Annotated in this window: 16 protein-coding genes, 1 tRNA gene and 1 pseudogene; 13 read left to right on the top strand and 5 right to left on the bottom strand. The window is 57.7% G+C overall.

Going from position 1 to position 15,758, the window contains the following annotated elements:
* Window positions 1-228, bottom strand: a pseudogene (locus AC1D2P_RS16430) (CAF17-like 4Fe-4S cluster assembly/insertion protein YgfZ); the annotation flags it as partial.
* A 148-nt stretch (window positions 229-376) separates the two neighbouring features.
* Here AC1D2P_RS16430 and AC1D2P_RS16425 point away from each other — a divergent pair.
* Both AC1D2P_RS16425 and AC1D2P_RS16420 read left to right on the top strand, forming a co-directional pair.
* Entirely contained in the window at window positions 377-631 is a 255-nt protein-coding gene (locus tag AC1D2P_RS16425) for an FAD assembly factor SdhE (protein ID WP_077430733.1), read from the top strand.
* The gene (locus tag AC1D2P_RS16420; RefSeq protein ID WP_109787397.1) at window positions 615-1,067 is read left to right on the top strand and encodes a protein YgfX; all 453 of its coding nucleotides are present in this window, start codon (window positions 615-617) and stop codon (window positions 1,065-1,067) included. The genes AC1D2P_RS16425 and AC1D2P_RS16420 overlap by 17 nt, the downstream gene beginning before the upstream one ends.
* Here the strand turns inward: AC1D2P_RS16420 and nadB are convergent.
* Window positions 1,036-2,652, bottom strand: a complete 1,617-nt coding sequence (nadB, locus tag AC1D2P_RS16415; RefSeq protein WP_109787398.1) for an L-aspartate oxidase — start codon at window positions 2,650-2,652, stop codon at window positions 1,036-1,038. The genes AC1D2P_RS16420 and nadB overlap by 32 nt on opposite strands.
* A gap of 561 nt (window positions 2,653-3,213) precedes the next feature.
* On the opposite strand from nadB, the gene rpoE reads away from it, so the two are divergent.
* From rpoE to AC1D2P_RS16395, 4 genes are all read left to right on the top strand, one after another.
* Window positions 3,214-3,795 carry an RNA polymerase sigma factor RpoE/AlgU gene (gene rpoE / locus AC1D2P_RS16410; RefSeq protein WP_007944079.1) on the top strand — a complete coding sequence of 194 codons (582 nt, stop codon included), beginning with the start codon at window positions 3,214-3,216 and terminating at the stop codon, window positions 3,793-3,795.
* Between the two features lie 30 nt (window positions 3,796-3,825).
* Window positions 3,826-4,413, top strand: a complete 588-nt coding sequence (locus AC1D2P_RS16405) for a sigma-E factor negative regulatory protein (protein WP_046029509.1) — start codon at window positions 3,826-3,828, stop codon at window positions 4,411-4,413.
* Between the two features lie 8 nt (window positions 4,414-4,421).
* A complete protein-coding gene (locus tag AC1D2P_RS16400; protein ID WP_109787399.1) occupies window positions 4,422-5,378 on the top strand; it encodes a MucB/RseB C-terminal domain-containing protein in 957 nt (318 codons plus the stop codon).
* A 182-nt stretch (window positions 5,379-5,560) separates the two neighbouring features.
* Window positions 5,561-6,985 carry a DegQ family serine endoprotease gene (locus AC1D2P_RS16395; protein WP_109787400.1) on the top strand — a complete coding sequence of 475 codons (1,425 nt, stop codon included), beginning with the start codon at window positions 5,561-5,563 and terminating at the stop codon, window positions 6,983-6,985.
* Window positions 6,986-7,055: 70 nt separating this feature from the next.
* Here the strand turns inward: AC1D2P_RS16395 and AC1D2P_RS16390 are convergent, their stop codons facing one another.
* Window positions 7,056-8,489, bottom strand: coding sequence for a M48 family metalloprotease (locus tag AC1D2P_RS16390; RefSeq protein ID WP_109787401.1), 1,434 nt, complete (start codon window positions 8,487-8,489; stop codon window positions 7,056-7,058).
* A 98-nt stretch (window positions 8,490-8,587) separates the two neighbouring features.
* On the opposite strand from AC1D2P_RS16390, the gene AC1D2P_RS16385 reads away from it, so the two are divergent.
* Window positions 8,588-8,827: a sulfurtransferase TusA family protein gene (locus AC1D2P_RS16385; protein ID WP_046029515.1), complete on the top strand. Its 240-nt coding sequence runs from the start codon at window positions 8,588-8,590 to the stop codon at window positions 8,825-8,827.
* 31 nt (window positions 8,828-8,858) lie between these two features.
* Entirely contained in the window at window positions 8,859-9,929 is a 1,071-nt protein-coding gene (locus AC1D2P_RS16380) for an AI-2E family transporter (RefSeq protein WP_046029516.1), read from the top strand.
* Window positions 9,930-10,062: 133 nt separating this feature from the next.
* On the opposite strand, the gene AC1D2P_RS16375 is transcribed toward AC1D2P_RS16380, so the two are convergent.
* Together AC1D2P_RS16375 and AC1D2P_RS16370 are read right to left on the bottom strand one after the other, a co-directional pair.
* Entirely contained in the window at window positions 10,063-10,536 is a 474-nt protein-coding gene (locus AC1D2P_RS16375; protein ID WP_046029517.1) for a peroxiredoxin, read from the bottom strand.
* Window positions 10,537-10,546: 10 nt separating this feature from the next.
* The gene (locus AC1D2P_RS16370) at window positions 10,547-11,107 is read right to left on the bottom strand and encodes a glycine cleavage system transcriptional repressor (RefSeq protein WP_027925530.1); all 561 of its coding nucleotides are present in this window, start codon (window positions 11,105-11,107) and stop codon (window positions 10,547-10,549) included.
* A gap of 328 nt (window positions 11,108-11,435) precedes the next feature.
* Between AC1D2P_RS16370 and dapA the strand changes: the two genes are divergently transcribed.
* The 5 genes from dapA to AC1D2P_RS16345 all read left to right on the top strand — a co-directional run bounded on the left by dapA (window position 11,436) and on the right by AC1D2P_RS16345 (window position 15,126).
* Window positions 11,436-12,314, top strand: a complete 879-nt coding sequence (gene dapA, locus AC1D2P_RS16365) for a 4-hydroxy-tetrahydrodipicolinate synthase (RefSeq protein WP_007979774.1) — start codon at window positions 11,436-11,438, stop codon at window positions 12,312-12,314.
* Window positions 12,315-12,331: 17 nt separating this feature from the next.
* Window positions 12,332-13,447, top strand: a complete 1,116-nt coding sequence (bamC, locus tag AC1D2P_RS16360) for an outer membrane protein assembly factor BamC (protein ID WP_477758068.1) — start codon at window positions 12,332-12,334, stop codon at window positions 13,445-13,447.
* A gap of 4 nt (window positions 13,448-13,451) precedes the next feature.
* Window positions 13,452-14,210 carry an MBL fold metallo-hydrolase gene (locus tag AC1D2P_RS16355; RefSeq protein WP_077430728.1) on the top strand — a complete coding sequence of 253 codons (759 nt, stop codon included), beginning with the start codon at window positions 13,452-13,454 and terminating at the stop codon, window positions 14,208-14,210.
* A gap of 28 nt (window positions 14,211-14,238) precedes the next feature.
* Window positions 14,239-14,952, top strand: a complete 714-nt coding sequence (gene purC / locus AC1D2P_RS16350; protein ID WP_007944067.1) for a phosphoribosylaminoimidazolesuccinocarboxamide synthase — start codon at window positions 14,239-14,241, stop codon at window positions 14,950-14,952.
* An 84-nt stretch (window positions 14,953-15,036) separates the two neighbouring features.
* Window positions 15,037-15,126 (top strand) — tRNA-Ser (locus AC1D2P_RS16345).
* Window positions 15,127-15,758: the final 632 nt, after the last annotated feature.

Below are 15,758 nucleotides of genomic sequence, written 5' to 3'. Positions count from 1 at the left end.
CAGTTCGGTAGCCATGGCCAGCACAACGCCGTCGCTTTCCAGCAGGATGCGGAAACTCGACTGCATCCGGCCTTTTTGCGTGCAGCGTGCGCCAAGGCTGGCCTGGGTATCGCTTAAGTAGTTGAGGTTGCAGGTCAATTGGCCTTGCAGGAATTTACCAGCATCCACGCCGCGGACCGCGAGAACGCCTTCGTGAGACAGGGTGCAGAAAAAAGCAGAATCGGCCATGAGTCATCGCAGGGTAAAGAGTCTGGGGGACATCATAAGGTGGCGCCCTGGAAATGGGTAGTTCACAAAAGGAGGTGGTGCCCGACCAAAGCCGACTGTTCGACACTGTCCGGGGCTGTATACTTGCCGCCTATTTGAGGAGCGCTCCATGGTCGAAGATGTTGAACTGAATCGCCTCTACTGGCACAGCCGCCGCGGCATGCTTGAGTTGGACGTGTTGCTGGTGCCGTTTGTGAAAGAAGTTTATGCGCACCTCAACGAAGTAGATCGTGCCTGTTACGTCCGGCTGCTCGAATGCGAAGATCAGGACATGTTCGGCTGGTTCATGGAGCGCGCCGAATCGGAAGATCCAGAGCTTCAGCGCATGGTTCGCATGATCCTGGACCGTGTCCAGCCCAAGTAATATGTTCGAATGCCGCTGGCATGCCTCTCGGCAGTTGCTGGCGGCGTATGGTGTGGCCCAGCTGTTCGCGCTGGGTTCGTTGATTCTTCTATCCATACCGGCCTGGGCCAGCCTGCTCGGCATTGCGCTGTGCGCGGCTCACGGTTTTTGGGTGTTACCCAGACAGATCTTGCTCAAACACCCACAGGCCTTCTGCGGCTTGCGCCGGGTCGCCGATGGCTGGCAATTGTGGAATCGGGCCGCGGGTTGGCAAGCCGTGCAGTTGCGCCCGGACAGCCTGGCGCTGCCTTTGATCGTGGTGCTGCGGTTTCGCCTGCGCGGCGAACGGCGGATCAGGTCGATCTGCGTACCCCGCGACTCGCAGGCGGCGGATGTGCACCGACGCCTGCGGGTTCGCCTCACGTTCAGTCGGCGTAGGTGGGCGGCACCAGAATAGTGTCCAGGGCAACCGGGAGCATGTTGGGGTAGTCGAGGGTGTAATGCAGCCCGCGGCTTTCCTTGCGCGCCATGGCTGACTGGATCATCAGTTCCGCTACCTGAGCCAGGTTACGCAATTCGATCAAATCACGGCTGACCTTGTAGTTGCTGTAGAACTCGTCAATTTCGTCCAGCAATAGCTGCACACGGTGCTGGGCTCGTTGCAAGCGCTTGTTGGTGCGCACGATGCCGACGTAGTCCCACATGAATCGCCGCAGTTCATCCCAGTTGTGCGCGATGATCACGTCTTCATCGGAATCGGTCACCTGGCTCGCATCCCAAATGGGCAGGGCGACTGGAATCGACACGTGCGGCAACTGCTCAAGAATGTCCGCTGCCGCCGAACGGGCATAAACGAAGCACTCCAGCAACGAGTTGCTGGCCATGCGGTTGGCGCCGTGCAGTCCGGTAAAACTGGTTTCGCCAATGGCATACAGCCCCGGTACGTCGGTGCGACCGTTTTGATCAACCATCACGCCGCCACAGGTGTAGTGCGCCGCTGGCACTACCGGAATCGGTTGCTTGGTGATGTCGATGGAAAACTCGAGGCAGCGTTCGTATACCGTCGGGAAGTGGGTCTTGATGAACGCTTCGGGCTTGTGGCTGATGTCCAGATAGACACAATCGACACCCAGGCGCTTCATTTCATGGTCGATGGCCCGGGCCACGATGTCCCGTGGTGCCAGTTCTGCGCGCGGGTCGAAGCGTTGCATGAAGCGATCGCCATTGGGCAGCTTCAAGTGCGCACCTTCGCCGCGCAGGGCCTCGGTGACCAAGAAGCTTTTTGCCTGCGGATGGTAAAGGCAGGTGGGGTGAAACTGGTTGAATTCCAGGTTCGCCACCCGGCAGCCAGAGCGCCAGGCCATGGCGATGCCGTCGCCGCAGGCTCCGTCGGGGTTGCTGGTATACAGGTAGACTTTGGCCGCGCCGCCGGAGGCGAGTATGACGAAGCGTGCGCCGTAGGTATCGACTTCGCCGGTCCCGCGATTGAGGACATAGGCGCCGAGGCAGCGGTCGCCCTCAAGGCCGAGGCGTTTTTCGGTGATCAGGTCCACCGCGACCCGCTGTTCCAGCAATTCGATGTTCGGGCGTTGCCTGGCTTGGGCCAGTAGTGTTCTGAATATCGCAGCACCCGTTGCATCCGCAGCATGAATAATGCGCCGATGGCTGTGGCCACCCTCGCGGGTCAGGTGAAACTCGAAGCCGCCGTCTTCGGTGCCGGATTGTTCATCGCGGGTAAAGGGCACGCCTTGGTCGATCAACCATTGGATCGCCTCTTTACTGTGCTCGACGGTAAAACGCACAGCGTCTTCATGGCACAGGCCACCGCCGGCGTTGAGGGTGTCATCGACGTGGGACTCGACGGTATCGGAGTCATCCAGAACGGCTGCAACGCCGCCCTGGGCCCAGAATGTCGAGCCGTTGGCGAGGTCGCCTTTGCTCAGTACCGCAATGCGCAAATGACCAGGCAAGGTCAGCGCAAGGCTCAAACCGGCAGCACCGCTGCCAATGACCAGAACATCGTGTTGAAACTGTTGGCTCATTTCAGGATTCCGCTCAAAGCGACCCGGGTCGGGGTTGGCGCGAGACTGCTGTAACGGCGAGTCAGGGCGGCCACACAGCCCACTAGTATATAGAGGGGTGGGGCGGCACAATACCCGTGCACACATGGCATTGTGAAACTACTGTGACGGGAAAAACCTGACGCTTCGTCGGATGGTTTTTTGAACGGTTCGACGACAAGACGACTGTATCGTCGATTTAACAGTATTTTTCTATTCACGGTTGCACAATGTCGGTGCCGTCTGGTTATAAATATTTGGAACTTTTGCCAAGGGCTCAAGATCAATAGACGGTTGCCTGATTCAAGGGACAGTGTCGGCTTCAGGTGCGGGATCTGCGGGTTGGATCCTTGCCGGCGAATCCGATGACAAGATTATTCGCGCAGCCGGGGAATCTCGCGCTGCGTTTTTCGTGCGTGCCGAATCAGAGCGCGCAGGAAACTTGCTTGGAGGGGGAGAACTTTTGCGAAAAGCCCGAGTCTATGTTTGCAAGTCCGGTCGTTTAGTAATGCAAGCCTCCTCCGAGCTTATCGAGGAGTGTTCATGCTAACCCAGGAAGAGGATCAGCAGCTGGTCGAGCGCGTTCAACGCGGCGACAAGCGTGCTTTCGATCTGCTAGTGCTGAAATACCAGCACAAAATTCTCGGGTTGATCGTGCGTTTCGTGCACGACACCCATGAAGCCCAGGATGTGGCACAAGAAGCCTTTATCAAGGCATACCGTGCACTTGGAAATTTTCGCGGGGACAGCGCGTTTTACACGTGGCTTTACCGCATCGCCATTAACACGGCGAAAAACTATCTGGTTTCACGCGGCCGCCGGCCGCCGGATAGCGATGTCAGTTCCGAGGATGCAGAGTTCTACGATGGCGATCATGGCCTCAAGGATCTCGAGTCGCCAGAACGCGCGTTGCTGCGGGATGAGATCGAAGGCACCGTCCATCGAACCATCCAGCAACTGCCAGAAGATTTACGTACGGCATTAACTTTACGTGAATTCGATGGTCTGAGTTACGAGGACATTGCGGCAGTCATGCAGTGTCCGGTGGGTACCGTGCGCTCCCGGATTTTCCGCGCCCGGGAGGCCATCGATAAAGCCCTGCAGCCGTTGTTGCAGGAAAACTGAGACAGCGGCGATAGCCAAGAGAGGAACGCCATGAGTCGTGAAGCCCTGCAGGAATCGCTGTCCGCAGTGATGGATAACGAAGCGGACGAACTGGAATTGCGTCGGGTACTGAATGCCTTTGACGATGTTGAAACCCGTGAAACCTGGGCTCGTTACCAAATCGCTCGGGCAGTCATGCACAAGGACTTGTTGCTTCCACGCCTGGATATCGCTGCGGCAGTATCGGCTGCATTGGCCGATGAAGCCGTGCCGGCAAAAGCTTCCCGTGGTCCTTGGCGCAGCCTGGGTCGTCTGGCAGTCGCTGCATCGGTAACACTTGCTGTGCTGGCTGGCGTTCGTTTGTACAATCAGGACGAGATCGCTGGTGTAGAACTGGCTCAGCAATCCAATCAACCGGGTCTGGCCGTTCCTCAGGTCAAGGGTCCAGCTGTATTGGCAGGCTACAATGAGAGTTCGGAAGCCACTGGCCCTATGGCCAACGGCGTATTGCAAGGTCAGCCAGGCTGGCACGATCAGCGTCTGCCAAGCTACTTGCGCCAACATGCTCAACAGGCTGCATTGAAAGGCACTGAAAGTGCGCTGCCTTATGCTCGTGCAGCAAGCCTGGAAAACCGTTAAGGAGGATCATGCGCTCCATACCTCTACTTTCGCTTCTGCTCGCAGGCTGGATTGTTGTTCCAGCCCACGCTGATGAAGCCCAGGACTGGTTGACCCGCTTGGGTCAGGCCGAGCAACAGCAAAGCTTTCACGGCACATTCGTTTACGAGCGTAACGGTAGTTTTTCTACCCATAACATCTGGCATCGCGTCCAGGATGGCAAAGTCCGAGAGCGTTTACTCCAGCTTGACGGCTCCGCACAGGAAGTCGTACGCATTGATGGGCATACTCAATGCGTTAGCGGCACCCTGATAGCAGGACTTGGGGATACTCCCAACTCCGCTGCTCGTGCACTGGATCCCCAAAAGTTAAAGAATTGGTATGACCTTGCCGTCATTGGCAAGTCGCGTGTGGCTGGTCGTGCAGCGGTGATTGTTTCACTGACGCCACGTGATCAGCACCGATACGGTTTTGAGCTTCATTTGGATAAAGAGACCGGCCTGCCGCTCAAGTCATTGCTACTCAATGACAAAGGGCAGTTGCTGGAGCGATTCCAGTTCACGCAACTGGACACCGCCGAAGTGCCATCAGACCAGGATTTACAGCCCGGCGCCGAATGTAAGGCCATCACTTTTGACAGTGACAAGGCTTCCGCCGTTAAAGTGGCTCAAGTCTGGCATTCGGACTGGTTACCACCCGGTTTCGAGTTGACCAGCAGCAGTGCTAGAAAGGATCCGCAGACCAAGACCCAGGTCAATAGCCTGATGTATGACGACGGTCTGGCGCGGTTCTCGGTATTTCTCGAGCCATTGAATGGCGCAACTGTGACGGACACTCGCACACAATTGGGACCAACCGTTGCTGTATCCCGGCGCCTGACCACGCCTCAAGGCGAAATGATGGTGACCGTGGTCGGTGAGATTCCGATTGGCACAGCTGAACGGATCGCGCTCTCCATGCGCAACGATGCCACTGCAACCCAGTAGTGAGCCGATTTCGAAATGTTTGGTGAGCATTTCAAGTTGCAAACAAACCAGAATTTTTCTATAGGTCAGAGCCTCACGGCTCTGGCCTTGTTTTGTTGTTCCCGGAACAAAAATACCGGCGTATTGTTCCCGGTGTTCCTTGCTCCATATCGCTTAACCATGCTCGTCGTAACGGGAGCCGTATGTCGATACCACGCTTGAAGTCTTACCTTTCCATTTTTGCCACCGTGTTGGTCCTCGGTCAGGCGGCTGCTGTTCAAGCAGTCGAGTTGCCTGATTTCACCCAGCTCGTCGAGCAGGCCTCGCCTGCCGTGGTGAATATCAGTACCACCCAGAAACTGCCGGACCGCAAAGTGTCCGGGCAAATGCCGGACCTTGAAGGCCTGCCACCAGCGCTTCGCGAGTTCTTCGAGCGGGGCATGCCTCAGCCGCGCTCCCCTCGCGGTGATCGCCAGCGTGAGGCGCAGTCTCTGGGCTCGGGTTTCATCATCTCGCCTGATGGCTACATTCTGACCAACAACCATGTGATCGCCGATGCCGACGAAATCCTCGTCCGTCTGGCTGATCGCAGTGAGCTGAAGGCCAAACTGGTCGGCACTGATCCGCGCTCCGACGTGGCGCTGCTGAAAATCGAAGGCAAGGACCTGCCGGTCCTTAAACTGGGTAAATCCCAGGACCTGAAAGCCGGTCAGTGGGTTGTCGCCATCGGTTCGCCGTTTGGTTTCGACCACACCGTGACCCAAGGCATCGTCAGCGCCATCGGGCGCAGCCTGCCGAACGAAAACTATGTGCCGTTCATCCAGACCGACGTGCCGATCAACCCGGGTAACTCCGGTGGTCCGCTGTTCAACCTGAATGGCGAAGTGGTCGGGATCAACTCGCAGATCTACACCCGCTCCGGGGGCTTCATGGGGGTATCGTTCGCGATCCCTATCGATGTCGCGATGGATGTTTCCAACCAGTTGAAAGACGGCGGCAAAGTCAGCCGAGGCTGGTTGGGTGTGGTGATTCAGGAAGTGAACAAGGACCTGGCCGAGTCGTTTGGTCTAGAGAAACCGGCCGGTGCGCTGGTGGCTCAAATCCAGGATGACGGCCCGGCGGCCAAGGGTGGTCTGCAAGTCGGTGACGTCATTCTGAGCATGAACGGTCAGCCGATCATCATGTCGGCCGATCTGCCACACTTGGTGGGTGCGCTGAAGGCGGGCGCCAAGGCGAATCTTGAAGTCATTCGCGAAGGTAAGCGCAAAAACGTCGAGCTGACGGTTGGCGCGATTCCTGACGAAGGCAAAGAGCTGGATGCAACGCCTAAATCGGGCGTTGAAATCAGCAGCAATCGTTTGGGTGTTTCCGTCGCCGAGCTGTCTGATGAGCAGAAGAAAACCTACGACCTCAAAGGTGGTGTGGTGATCAAGGAAGTGCAGGAAGGCCCTGCCTCCCTGATTGGCTTGCAACCGGGTGACATCATCACTCACCTGAACAACCAGGCCATCGGCTCCAGTAAGGAGTTCACCGAGATTGCCAAGGCACTGCCGAAGAACCGTTCGGTATCGATGCGGGTTCTGCGTCAAGGTCGTGCCAGCTTCATCACCTTCAAACTGGCTGAATAAACCGGTTGTCGACTGAATAAAAAACCGCCTCGAAAGAGGCGGTTTTTTTGTGCCTGGATTTTGCTGAGCGTCAGCCCATCATGTCCTTGATCATGCGCTCCTGTTCCATCAGCTCGCGTTGACGTGCATCGATACGCGAAGAAAGCGGGAAGTTGCTGCCGGCCTTACGCTTGGCGAAATCGAGCTGTTGAATGGCCTGGCGATAGTCGCCAACCAGCGCAAAGTACTCTGCGCGAGCCTGATGCAAGCCGATGATGTTGCCCGACAGGCCGCGAGTCTCCGCCACCTGATACCAAACATCCGGATCGTCCGGGCGCGACTTGAGCAGGCCTTCCAGGGCCTTCTCAGCATCGGCGGTGCGGTTCTGTTTCAGCAGCAAATCGACACGTATCTGATTCAGCGGGTAGTTGCCGGGGTATTGCGTGAGCATCCGGTCGACGCGTGATTGAGCGTCCGGCAGTCGATTGTTGGTGATGTCCAAATCGACCTGCGCCAGATTGTAGATGATCTCATTCGGTGATTTTGCCAGTAGCAGCTTGAGGTTCTCCCGAGCTTCATTGAGCTGGCCACCCTTGATTTGTGCGATCGCCAAACCGTAGCGCGCGACATCGTTTTTCGGGTTTTCCTCAAGCAAGGCACGGAAGCGCTTGGCGCCCAGGCCAGGGGTTTCTTCATAAATCAACTGGACCCGCGCACGAATCAGCTGATAACGCATCGTGTCTTCAATGCCGCCCTGTGGGGCTTGTTCGGCACGGTTGCGGGTGTCGGCGATCCGCGATTCGGTAACCGGGTGAGTCAGCAGAAATTCTGGTGGCTTGGCGTCATAGCGGTATTGGCGCCCCAGGCGCTCGAACATGCTCGGCATTGAGCGTGGGTCGTAACCGGCTTTTTCCAGATTGAGGATACCGATCCGGTCGGCTTCCTGTTCATTCTGACGCGAGAAACGCCGCTGTTCCTGAATCGCCGCCGCTTGCGTACCGGCAATGGTCGCAATCCCCGCATCGCCAGCACCGGCCGCCGCAATCACGATCCCGGCCAGCAGGGCGGCCATCATCGGCACCTGCATACGCTTTTGGGCTTCAACGCCACGGGCAAAGTGGCGTTGCGACAAGTGAGCCAATTCGTGAGCCAGTACTGACGCGTATTCGCCCTCGGTCTGCGCATTGAGGAACAAGCCGCCATTGACCCCGACAATCCCGCCGGGCGCCGCGAAGGCGTTGAGCTGTGGACTGTTGATCAGGATGAACTCCAGGCGCCGGTCATTGACCTGGCTGGTTTCCACCAGTCGGTAAACGCTGGATTCGACGTAATCCTTGAGTTGTGGGTCGTTGAGCTGCGCGACCTGGCTGCGCAACAGCGCCAGCCAGGCACGGCCCAACTGATATTCCTGTTGCGGCGAGACGATGGCAGAACTGGCGTCGCCGAGTGACGGCAGGTCGTCGGCAAAGCCCGGTGAGGCGAGCAGGCAAGCGAGCGTCAGCAGGGTAGGGCGCAAAAAAGTCATGCACAAAGCCTTAGTCGACAAAGACCTTACTGTAGCCGGACACTTGGCTTGCGACCAGATATTCTAGGCAACTCAACCACCAGACCCGGAGTGAAGCAATGACTGACACAGTAGCCCATGACGCCGAACTGGACGCCAGCGGCCTGAATTGTCCATTGCCGCTGCTCAAGGCCAAGATGGAGCTCAATCGCCTGGCCAGCGGCGCGGTGCTCAAGGTCATCGCCACGGATGCGGGTTCTCAGCGCGATTTTCGCACCTTTGCCCGATTGGCCGGTCATACGCTGCTTCGCGAAGAAGATGAGGCGGGTGTTTACCGCTACTGGTTAAAAAAAGCCTGAAACCGGCTGCGTTCGTTTCTAAGGAATATCGATGTTCAAGGTGTTACGCGACTGGATTCAGCGCTATTTTTCCGATGAAGAAGCCGTGGTGCTGGCCGTGCTGCTGGTTCTGGCATTCACGGCTGTCCTCACCTTGGGTGGCATGCTCGCGCCGGTGCTCGCCGGGATGGTGCTGTCGTATCTCATGCAAGGTCTGGTGGTCACCCTCGAACGTCTGCGTATACCCGGCGCCGTGGCGGTGGGGCTGGTCTTTGCGCTGTTCATGGGGGTGTTGCTGGTTTTCATTGTTGTCGTCGTGCCGCTGCTCTGGCATCAACTGATCACGCTGTTCAACGAGTTGCCCGGCATGCTCGTCAAGTGGCAGTCGCTGTTATTGCTGCTACCCGAGCGCTATCCGCATCTGGTGTCCGATGAGCAGGTGTTGCGGGCCATTGAAGTGGCGCGCGGCGAAATCGGCAAATTCGGCCAGTGGGCGCTGACGTTCTCTCTGTCGAGTTTGCCGCTGCTGGTCAACATCATGATCTACCTCGTCCTGGTGCCGATCCTGGTGTTCTTCTTCTTGAAGGACCGGGAGATGATCGGCCAGTGGGTGCGGGGCTACCTGCCCCGTGAACGGGCGCTGATCACCCGCGTCGCTCACGAAATGAACCGGCAAATCGCCAATTACATTCGCGGCAAGGTCATCGAGATTTTCATTTGCGGGGGCGTGACCTACATCGGTTTTGTGGTTCTTGGGCTGAACTACGCAGCGCTGTTGGCCTTGTTGGTGGGCGTGTCGGTGGTGGTGCCGTACGTCGGTGCCGTGGTGGTGACCGTGCCGGTCATGCTGATTGCCCTGTTCCAGTGGGGCTGGAGTGATCAGTTCATCTACTTGATGGCGGTCTACGGGATTATCCAGACGCTGGACGGCAACGTGCTGGTGCCGTTGCTGTTTTCGGAAGCGGTCAACCTGCACCCGGTTGCAATCATTTGTGCGGTGCTGTTGTTTGGTGGGTTGTGGGGGTTTTGGGGGGTGTTCTTCGCGATTCCGCTGGCGACGCTGTTCAAAGCCGTGCTGGATGCGTGGCCACGCAAAGAGCCGGAAGTCGCGCCGCTGCTTTAATTCTTTAGTGAGGCTGATGGCCTCTTCGCGAGCCGGCTCGCTCCCACATTAGATCGCGTCAGTCAAAACAACTCGGCCAACTAATGTAGGAGTGAGCCTGCTCGCGATAGCGTCGGAACAGGCGCCAGATGAATCAGGCCTTGTTCAGCGCTTGAGCAGCAGCCAGCACGGCATCCACATGCCCCGGCACCTTTACGCCGCGCCATTCCTGACGCAGCACGCCGTCCTTGTCGATCAGGAACGTGCTGCGATCAACGCCCATGTACTCCTTGCCATAAAGCTTTTTCAGTTTGATCACGTCAAACAGTTGGCAAAGTGCTTCTTCCTTGTCGCTGATCAGCTCGAAGGTGAACGCCTGCTTGGCCTTGAAGTTTTCATGGGATTTGAGGCTGTCACGCGACACACCGAACACTTCGGTGTTGGCCGTTTTGAACGCTTCAAGCTGATCGCGAAAGCCCTGGCCTTCAGTGGTGCAACCCGGCGTGCTGTCCTTCGGATAGAAGTAAATCACCACCTGCTTGCCTTTCAGGCCCGCGAGGCTGACGGTCTGCCCATTGGTGGCGGGTGCTTCGAAGTCGGCAACCGGTTGGTCGATGGCAACGGCCATGAAAGCTTCCTTACATTGGGTTTTGTGGGCGCCACGGCTCGATCAGGGCATCCAGGTTCAGCGCGTCGGCGAAATCCAGGAACTGATCGCGCAACCAGCTGATCTGCACGCCGGCCGGCAAGGTTACGGTAAACGTGGCGTTGAGCATGGTGCCACCGGTTTGCGGTGCCTGGTACGTGTCACAGGTCAGGTTTTCCAGCTCGACGTTGTGGTCCATGAAGAATTGGCACAGCTCGTTAATGATGTCCGAGCGATAGGCCGAGCTGACATAAGCCACGTAAGGCAAGGCCTGAGGACGGTTCTCCAGGGCAGCGCTGCGCACCACGTTGACGGTGAACGCATGCTTTTTGGAGAGGCTCGGCAAACTGCCTTCCAGGCGCGCCAGGGCGTCCCAGCTACCGGAGATCTCGAGGATCAACGCACTGCACTCGCCATGACGGGTCAGGCGGGACGTGACTACGGCGCAGCGGTTTTCATGGCTGGCGCGGCACAGGACGTTAGTCAGCTCCATGGGGTTGGCGCCGAGGGCACTGATGACAAGGAATTGTTCGCGAACTGTGGGGGTGGACATGCAGCATTCCTAAAGCGATGAGCGGTCGATACGTCCAAGAGGGTTTTTACCGGGAACGAGCCTGCGAATGCGAATTCAAAAGGCCCGGGCCCAAGGTTGCAATATGCTCCAGTGTGGCAGGAGCGCGGGGCGGCAACGCTGGATCGGGGCTTGTGATGTCGTAACTGGAGGCTGGAATCTGGCGTACGACCTTAGTCAGTACCGATCAAAGTCTGAAGGGTAGCGAAAAGCAACGCCAAGGGGAATGGCGGCAGCGCAGTACTTTGCTTGTGCAAGCATCTTGGCGCCAGTACCATTACGGCTCTCTTTTTCCGGCAGGAGCGGTTTCATGATTGCGGGCAGTATGGTGGCACTGGTCACACCCATGGATGCACAAGGGCGTCTTGACTGGGACAGCCTCAGCAAACTCGTGGACTTCCACCTTGAAAACGGCACTCATGCCATTGTCGCGGTCGGTACGACCGGCGAGTCGGCAACCCTTGATGTCGATGAACACATCGCTGTCATCAAGGCAGTGGTCAAGCAGGTCAACGGTCGCATTCCGGTTATCGCCGGCACCGGCGCCAATTCGACCCGCGAAGCCGTCGAACTGACCCGCAATGCCAAAGAAGCCGGCGCCGACGCCTGCCTGCTGGTCGTTCCGTACTACAACAAGCCGACCCAGGAAGGCTTGTACCTGCACTTCAAGCACATCGCTGAAGCGGTCGACATTCCACAGATCCTCTATAACGTTCCAGGCCGCACCTCCTGCGACATGCAGGCCGAGACCGTGATTCGCCTGTCTACCGTGCCGAATATCATTGGTATCAAGGAAGCCACCGGCGACCTGAAGCGTGCCAAGGCAATCCTTGATGGCGTGAGCAAGGACTTCATCGTGCTGTCCGGCGATGATCCGACTGCTGTCGAGCTGATCCTGATGGGCGGCAAGGGCAACATCTCCGTCACCGCCAACGTCGCACCGCGCGAAATGGCCGACCTGTGCGAGGCCGCGCTCAAGGGCGACGCCGAAACCGCACGGGCTATCAACGAAAAATTGATGCCGCTGCACAAGGACCTGTTCATTGAAGCCAACCCGATTCCGGTGAAGTGGGCTTTGGTGGAGATGGGCCTGATGCACGAAGGCATTCGCCTGCCGCTGACCTGGCTGAGCGCACCTTGTCATGAAACGCTTCGCACGGCCCTGCGCCAGTGCAGCGTCCTGGTTTAATTGAGGAAGTACAACGCATGAAGCGAATGGCCGGACTTTCCGCACTTGCCTTGATTATCTCCAGCACCAGTGGCTGTGGATGGGTCTGGGGCCCGGAAGGTTATTTCCGTGACCGTGGTAGCGATTACCTGGAAGCGCAACAGACTGCACCAATGCAATTGCCACCGAATATCACCGACGCCAAACGCTTGGATCCGCTGCTGCCGATCCCGCGTAACGTGGCCGATGACACCGTCAAGGGCGAATACATTGTTCCTCGTCCGCAGCCGTTGTCGGCCTCTGTCGAAGCCAGTGCCTACACCTTGCAGAAAACCGGCGATTCGCGCTCTATCCTGGCGCAGAACCCGCCGGCTGAAGTCTGGCCAGTGGCAGTGCAGTTCTTCCAGGACAACGGTTTCCGTCTGGATGAACAGCGTCCACAAACCGGCGAATTTACTACCACCTGGCAACATTCCGACGAACTGTCCGCCGCGATGGCCAAGCGTCTGAGCGCAGCCGGTGTCAGCACCGAAAGCCAAACCCGCGTGCGGGTGCGTATCGAGCCGGGCGTGCAGCGCAACACCAGTGAAGTCTATGTGGTCAGCGCCGAGCGTCCTGCCGGCAGCACGGCCGACGTGGACTTCACCAACCGTTCGGTCAACACCGGCCTGGACGCGGCGCTGGTCGACGACATGCTCGCCAGCATGAGCCGCATCTCGGAGAAGGGTGGTTCGGTCTCGATGCTGGCTTCGCGTGATTTCGATACACCAAGTCGCGTCAGCCTGAGCGAAGACGGCAGCGGTAACCCGGTGCTGAACGTCGGCAAAGACCTGGATCGTGCCTGGTCGAGCGTCGGTCGTGCGCTGGAACAGGGCGAATGGCGTGTTGAAGACATCAACCGCAGCCTGGGCCTGTACTACATCAACCTGTCCGAGAAAGCCGATAAGAAAGACGAGAAGCCTGGTTTCTTCGCCAGCCTGTTCGGCAGCGCGCCGAGCAAGGAAGAAGTTGAAGCCCGTGCCGAGCGTTATCAGGTTCGCCTGAGCAAGGTCGGTGAAAACGTCCAGGTCACCGTCGAGAAAAACATCAACACCGTGGCGCCGGCAGACGTGGCGCGTAAAGTGTTGAGTGAGATTCAGGACAAACTGGGCTGATCACATGCGTTTTGCCGTTCTCGGCAGCGGTAGCCAAGGGAACGGCACGCTGGTAGCCAGCGATGACACGTATGTGCTGGTGGATTGTGGTTTTTCCTTGAGAGAAACCGAAAAACGCCTGCTGCGCCTGGGTGTGAATCCGGCGCAGTTGAGCGCGATACTCGTGACCCACGAACATGCCGACCACGTGCATGGCGTGGGTTTGCTGTCTCGGCGCTACAATCTGCCTGTCTACCTCAGTCGCGGGACCCTGCGCGGGATGCGCAAACCAATTGAACCGGCTGGCCTTCTGGCTGGCGGCGAGCAACTGCAGATCGGCGCACTGAGCATCGGCGTCATTGCCGTGGCCCACGATGCACAGGAACCGACGCAATACGTCTTCAGTGACGGTGAGCGGCGCTTCGGCCTGTTGACCGACCTGGGCTCGTATTGCAACAAGGTGCTGGACGGCTATCGTGACCTCGATGCGTTGATGATCGAGTCCAACCATTGCCGTGACATGCTGGCTCGCGGTCACTACCCGTACTTTCTCAAGCAGCGGGTGGGCGGTGAACTGGGACATTTGAACAACCACCAGGCGGCATTCCTGGTGTCTGAGTTGGGCTGGCAAGGCCTGCAACACCTGGTCCTGGCCCATCTGAGCAGCAAGAACAACCTGCCGCAGCTGGCCCGGCAATGTTTTGTCGACACCCTCGGGTGCGACCCGGACTGGCTGCAACTGGCCGATCAAGATTCAGGGCTCGACTGGCGACACATCGCCTAGCCCACCTACTTAGCAAGCGGAGCCCATCATGGAAAAACGTGAAGAACTCTACCGCGGCAAAGCCAAATCGGTTTACAAGACCGACGACGCTAACCGCTTGATCCTGCTGTTTCGCAACGACACCTCGGCGTTCGACGGCAAGCGCATCGAGCAGCTCGACCGCAAAGGCATGGTGAACAACAAGTTCAACGCCTTCATCATGCAGAAACTCGAAGCCGCCGGCGTGCCGACCCAGTTCGACAAACTGCTGGGCGACAACGAATGCCTGGTGAAAAAACTCGACATGATCCCGGTCGAGTGCGTCGTGCGTAACTACGCCGCCGGCAGCCTGGTCAAGCGCCTGGGCGTCGAAGAGGGCATGAAGCTCAACCCTTACACTTTCGAACTGTTCCTGAAGGACGACGCCAAGGGCGACCCGTTCATCAACGAATCCCACGTTGTGGCTTTCGGTTGGGGCACCGCCGAGCAACTGGTTCGCATGAAAGAACTGTCGCTCAAGGTCAACGAAGTCCTGAGCAAACTGTTCGACGACGCCGGCCTGCTGCTGGTCGACTTCAAACTCGAATTCGGCGTATTCCACGACGGCTCCATCGTCCTGGGCGACGAATTCAGCCCGGACGGCTGCCGCCTGTGGGACAAGGCCACCGGCAAGAAAATGGACAAGGACCGCTTCCGTCAGGGCCTCGGTGACGTCATCGAAGCCTACGAAGAAGTCGCCAATCGTCTGGGCGTACCGCTTTAATCGACGCAAGCATCTGATAGCACGGAAAAAAATCGCAAAAGGGGGTTCGCTTCCGGCGAAAGTGTTGTTATGATGCGCGCCGTTGGAGAGATGCCAGAGTGGCCGAATGGGACGGATTCGAAATCCGTTGTACCTTCACCGGTACCTAGGGTTCGAATCCCTATCTCTCCGCCATTACATATACGAAAAAGCCCTGATTATTCAGGGCTTTTTCGTTTCTGTGTTTCTGAAAAAATCCCGGCCCCTACTTTTTTGGACCAGCATGGCTTTGTGCTTTCGCGGACTCCCCTCCCGGCTCCCTGAATGGAATGAAGAGTGATGAGTTTCACAGGGTAAATAGAGAATCCAAAGCAACGGCTACAACATTGATTTTAGTCAATAAAATGACAAGAACAGTGCTGTAAACAGCACATCAACCTTATGGGGATGATGTGTTATGTACGAGTCCAACCAGACAGCCAGAGTTATCTGCAATGATCGTGAACTAGCCGATCAATTGCGCCCTCTCTTGGTTCAGATAGCGCCAGATTGCGAGGTGCTGAGCGCGCCGGGTAATTGCACTGCCGCGCCGTTTTGCCGCTGGCTCGGTGAAGGGCAATTGGGACCAACCGGGCGGATACAGTCCGCTTTGCTCGAAGCTACAGAGGTTTTAGAGCAGACAAGACATGCCTTCAAATCTCGCGAACTGGGGTTGCTACGACGACGATTGYAGGCATTGCTAGATAAATTGTCAGACAGCCCAGAATGATGTAAATATGCCATTAGTAGGTTCCGCCCAAGGCGGGGGCCGGCTTTGCCGAGCAGGA

Source organism: Pseudomonas sp. P1_F1_2, from assembly GCF_056405815.1.
This window is presented reverse-complemented; position numbering and strand designations above follow the sequence as displayed.